The sequence below is a fragment of the Achromobacter colocynthidis genome (genome assembly GCF_057334535.1).
The window spans coordinates 1-5,021 of record NZ_JBHFIZ010000020.1 but is presented as its reverse complement, the minus strand read 5'-3'; the positions used below and the strand labels follow the sequence as shown (position 1 = coordinate 5,021).

The following is a 5,021-nucleotide window of genomic DNA, read 5'->3' as shown; positions in this document are numbered from 1 at the left end:
GGTCAGCACGATGCAGGGCATTTCGGCCAGCTCGCGCAAGATCTCCGAGATTGTTTCCGTGATCGACGGCATCGCGTTCCAGACCAACATCCTGGCGCTGAACGCGGCGGTGGAAGCCGCGCGTGCAGGCGAGCAGGGCAAGGGCTTTGCGGTGGTGGCGGGCGAAGTGCGCTCGCTGGCGCAACGCAGCGCGCAAGCCGCCAAGGAAATCAAGGGCCTGATCGAAGACTCGGTCACGAAGGTTGGCGCGGGTTCGCAACAGGTGGAACGCGCGGGCGCAACGATGCAGGAAATCGTGGCCTCGGTGAAGCGCGTGACGGACATCATGGGCGAGATCTCGGCGGCGTCCGAAGAGCAGTCCAGCGGTATTGACCAGGTCAACCGCGCGGTGTCGCAGATGGACGAAGTGACGCAGCAGAACGCGGCCTTGGTCGAAGAAGCGGCCGCCGCGGCGGGCTCCTTGCAAGAACAGGCCCAGCGTCTGGCGCAAGCCGTGGCGGTGTTCAAGATCAACGCGGGCGAAGTGATTGAAGTGCCGGCGCAGCATCTGGCCAGCCAGCAGGCCGCGCCGCGCGTGTCGCCGCCGCAAGCGGCGCCGCGCGCGCCGTCGCCGTCCCAGCATTTGCCGCATTCGGCGCAGCCGGCAGGCGCGGCAGCAACGTCCGCCACGGCCGCATCGCAGGCCGAGGCATCGACGCAGGACGCTGACGAAGCGCCCGCCGCACCGAAGCCCGCGCCGCGCAAGACGCAGGTCGCGCGTCCCAAGCCGGCCGCCACGGCGGCCACGGTGGTGCGCCCGCTGCGACGTCCGGCCACGCGCGCGGACAACGCGGCTACCCGGACCGAGCCCAAGCCGGCCACTTCAGCATCCAACCGCAGGTCCGCGCCCGCGGACGATGATTGGGAGTCCTTCTGACGAATCCCGCGTCAGTGCATTGAATAGGCAGTCGATTACAAACAGGTCATTCCCCTTTACGGACCGGCGGCCATCGCGCGCCGCCGGGACGACTACCGGAACTATCGGAACATGTTCAGCAATCTGAAGGTGCGTACGGGCTTGATGCTCGCTCAGTTGGCAGTTGCCCTGGCCGCACTGGTTGCAATTGGTTTGGGCTGGAACAGCATGCGTGCCAGCGCCGTGACGATCAACGCGCTCGACTCGCTGAGCGTGCAGCAGAGCAACCTGATCAAGGATGCTTACACGCAGATGCTGCGCGCCACGGTGCGGGCCGACATCGCCGCCGCGCAGCGCGCGGCCGGTGACGCCACTGGCGCGGCCGACAACTCGCGCACGGTGCAGCAACTGATCGGCGACGCCAAGAAGAAGATGGACGCCTTCAAGGCCGTTCCGAAGATGACGGAGATGGGCAAGGCCTCCGAAGGCCAACTGATTTCGTCGTTCAACGGCTTCTCCGATGCGCTGCAGTCGATGATGGGCGCGCTGGACAAGGGCGATGCCGCCACCTACCTGAGCTTGAAGAACACCAAGGCGGGCGCCGCCAGCGGTGCGTTCTTCAAGGAACTGACGGCCTTCGCCGACAACATCAGCGCGTATAGCGAGCGGCAGGTGCAAGCCTCGCGCGCCGAGTCCACGATGATGACCTACGTGTACCTGGGCTTGGCCGCGTTGATCCTGGCCGTGTCCCTGGGCGCCTTCCTGTTCATGAACCGCGTCGTGCTGCGCCCCTTGCGCGCCGTCAGCGACAGCTTCGACAAGATCGCGGGCGGTGATCTGACCGTGCGCGTGGAAGCCACGGCCAATAACGAAATCGGCCACTTGATGGCTGCCGTGAAGCGCATGCAGGAAAGCCTGACGCGTACGGTGGCGGCGGTGCGCCGTGGCGTGGACGAGATCAACGTGGGGTCGCGCGAAATCTCCGCCGGCAACACGGACCTGTCCAGCCGCACGGAACAACAGGCGGCTTCCCTTGAGGAAACCGCCGCATCGATGGAAGAACTGGCGTCCACGGTGAAGCAGAACGCCGACAACGCACGCCAGGCCAACCAGTTGGCGGCCAGTGCGTCGGACGTGGCCGAGCGCGGTGGTTCGGCGGTGTCGGAAGTGGTCAACACCATGCACGACATTTCGGCCAGCTCGCGCAAGATTTCGGAAATCGTTTCCGTCATCGACGGCATCGCCTTCCAGACCAACATCCTGGCGTTGAACGCCGCCGTGGAAGCGGCGCGCGCGGGTGAGCAGGGCAAGGGCTTTGCGGTGGTGGCGGGCGAAGTGCGCTCGCTGGCGCAGCGCAGCGCGCAAGCCGCCAAGGAAATCAAGGGCCTGATCGAAGACTCGGTCAGCAAGGTCGGCGCCGGTTCGCAGCAAGTGGAACGCGCGGGCGCGACCATGCAGGAAATCGTGGCCTCGGTGAAGCGCGTGACGGACATCATGGGCGAGATCTCGGCGGCGTCCGATGAGCAGTCCAGCGGTATTGACCAGGTCAACCGCGCCGTGTCGCAGATGGACGAAGTGACGCAGCAGAACGCGGCGCTGGTGGAAGAAGCGGCGGCCGCGGCGGGTTCGCTGCAAGAGCAGGCGGAACGCCTGGTGCAAGCCGTGGCGGTGTTCAAGATCAACGCGGGCGAAGTGATTGAGGTGCCGGCACGCCAGTTGGCGCAGCAAGCCCCGCCGCCGCGCGCGCCTCGAGTTGCCGCGCCGGCTCCGGCCAAGGCCCCGGTTGATGCACCCGCCGAAGCGCCTGCGCGCTCGGCGCCCGCTGTGCGTCTGACCCACGCCGCGCGTGCCAAGCCGGCCGCCGCCGCCGAGGGCGCGACCGCCGCGCGTCCGTTGCGCCGTCCGGCTCCGCGTCCGACAGCGCCTGCGGGCGAGGCCAAACCGGCGCCGGCGGCAAGCCGCCGACAAGCACCGTCCGACGACGATTGGGAATCTTTTTGATGCCGGCACTGCTGGCGCACAGGTAGGGTATGCGAGGCTATAGACATCTTCTGGCGGCTGCCGCCATCGCGTTGCTGCTTGGCGGCTGCGCGGCCACGGGCCATAACTTCGACCCGGGCAAACTGAGCACGCTGACCCCTGGCCAGACGACGCTGGAAGAAGCCTCGCGGGCGCTGACCGCGCCGCCCGACAAGATTTACCGACAGTCCGACGGCACGCAGTTGGCCCTCTGGTCGCACAAGATCACGTTTATCACCGACGGGCTCTACAGCCGCAAGGAAGCGCTGCTGCAGTTCGGCCCGGACGGCCGCCTGATGCGGCTGGTTGATAGCACCAATATTCTGCTGGAACCTTGGGAACGCCAGAAATTGCTGGGTCCCGCGCCCATGCCTGACGCGCGTCAGGATTGGCCGGCACCCGTGGCGGAACCCGAGGTGCAAACTATCTACATACCCGGTCCGGGAGAGCCGGCCGGGTTGGCTCCGCAGGGTAAGCAGTAGGCCTTGGTAGTCCAGCAGAGAACATTGCGGCGCGCGCCGCAATGTACGTCGCCTTGAATGTACCCGCCGTGTAACAGGGCGTGTCCGCAAGGTGGTTTTTCATTTGGTCAGAGCAGTTCCTGAGGGATGGGGAAAAATATGGAAGCGAGTCTCGAATCCGGCGCAAAGGCCGGCAAAGGCAGGAAAACGGCCGCGCGCGCGCCCAAGGTAAAACGCAAGCTGCGGCTGCGTGACGCCCGCGTCGGTACGATGCTGCTGTGGGTGATGGCGTTCTTCGCGATTCTGATCGCGGCGGTGGGCGGCCTGGCCGCATTTTTCTTGCAGCACAATTACGAGTCCATCCGCGAAGTGAACGCGCTGACCGAGCGTGCCAAGCAAGTCGAAATGATCAATAGCGACATGCTGCGCGCCCGCGTGAGCCTGATGGTGGCCGCGCGCCACTTGCAGGAATCCGGTTGGGGCAGCGGCGAGAATTCGGCCCGCGACGCGGCGGCCGCCTTGAAGGCCGCCACCGATCTGCTGACCGGCGTGCGCAGCCGCTTCTCGGACTTCCAGAAGAACATGCTTCAGGACGACACCGGCCGCCAACTGTCCATGAACCTGGTGCGCCGCTATCGCTCCTACATCGACGACGGTGTGGACACGATGGTGGAAGCCCTGCGCAGCGAAGACTATTCGACGTTCTACATGGTGAACAACGAATACGGCACGCCGCGTAGCGCCGCCTTCATCGAGGCGATCAGCGACTTCAGCAAGTACATCGGCGACCAGCAGCAAGCGACTATCGATCAGGCTGAAGCGAACTTCAACCGCGCCATGGTGGCCGTGGCCGTTGCGGTGGGCGTGGCATTGCTGCTGATGATTTTCTGCCGCATCTTGTTCGGCCGCCTGGTCGTGCGCCCGCTGGTGGAAGCCGGCCAGCACTTCGACAAGATCGCCGCCGGCGACCTGACGAGCCGCGTGGAAGTGAAGTCGCACAACGAAATCGGCCAGTTGATGGCTGCCGTGAAGCGCATGCAGGAAAGCCTGTCGCGTACGGTGACGACGGTGCGCCGTGGCGTGGACGAGATCACCGTGGGTTCGCGTGAAATCGCGGCCGGCAACACGGACCTGTCCAGCCGTACCGAAGAGCAGGCGGCTTCCCTTGAGGAAACCGCGGCGTCGATGGAAGAGCTGGCCTCTACCGTGAAGCAGAACGCGGACAACGCGCGCCAGGCCAACCAGTTGGCCGCCAGCGCGTCGGACGTGGCCGAGCGCGGCGGTTCGGCGGTGTCGGAAGTGGTCAGCACGATGCAGGGCATTTCGGCCAGCTCGCGCAAGATCTCCGAGATTGTTTCCGTGATCGACGGCATCGCGTTCCAGACCAACATCCTGGCGCTGAACGCGGCGGTGGAAGCCGCGCGTGCAGGCGAGCAGGGCAAGGGCTTTGCGGTGGTGGCGGGCGAAGTGCGCTCGCTGGCGCAACGCAGCGCGCAAGCCGCCAAGGAAATCAAGGGCCTGATCGAAGACTCGGTCAACAAGGTCGGCGCGGGTTCGCAGCAGGTGGAACGCGCGGGCGCAACGATGCAGGAAATCGTGGCGTCGGTGAAGCGCGTGACGGACATCATGGGCGAGATCTCGGCGGC

At 65.8% G+C, this 5,021-nt stretch carries 4 protein-coding genes; all 4 read left to right on the top strand.

Annotation, left to right across the window (positions count from 1 at the left end; genetic code table 11):
• Positions 1 to 916 (top strand): methyl-accepting chemotaxis protein (locus tag ACE04A_RS06175; RefSeq protein ID WP_485819953.1); only part of this gene is annotated, 916 nt, incomplete at its 5' end.
• 111 nt (positions 917 to 1,027) lie between these two features.
• Complete coding sequence (locus ACE04A_RS06170; protein WP_485819952.1) at positions 1,028 to 2,896, top strand: methyl-accepting chemotaxis protein; 1,869 nt, start codon at positions 1,028 to 1,030, stop codon at positions 2,894 to 2,896.
• Positions 2,897 to 2,925: 29 nt separating this feature from the next.
• Positions 2,926 to 3,396, top strand: coding sequence for a hypothetical protein (locus ACE04A_RS06165; RefSeq protein ID WP_448716314.1), 471 nt, complete (start codon positions 2,926 to 2,928; stop codon positions 3,394 to 3,396).
• A 138-nt stretch (positions 3,397 to 3,534) separates the two neighbouring features.
• Positions 3,535 to 5,021 (top strand): methyl-accepting chemotaxis protein (locus ACE04A_RS06160; RefSeq protein WP_485819951.1); only part of this gene is annotated, 1,487 nt, incomplete at its 3' end.

What these genes read in the sequence shown, in the direction of transcription:
- ACE04A_RS06170 (WP_485819952.1), top strand. Translation starts at nt 1,028, where the DNA reads ATGTTCAGCAATCTGAAGGTGCGTACGGGCTTGATGCTCGCTCAGTTG.
- ACE04A_RS06165 (WP_448716314.1), top strand. Translation starts at nt 2,926, where the DNA reads ATGCGAGGCTATAGACATCTTCTGGCGGCTGCCGCCATCGCGTTGCTG.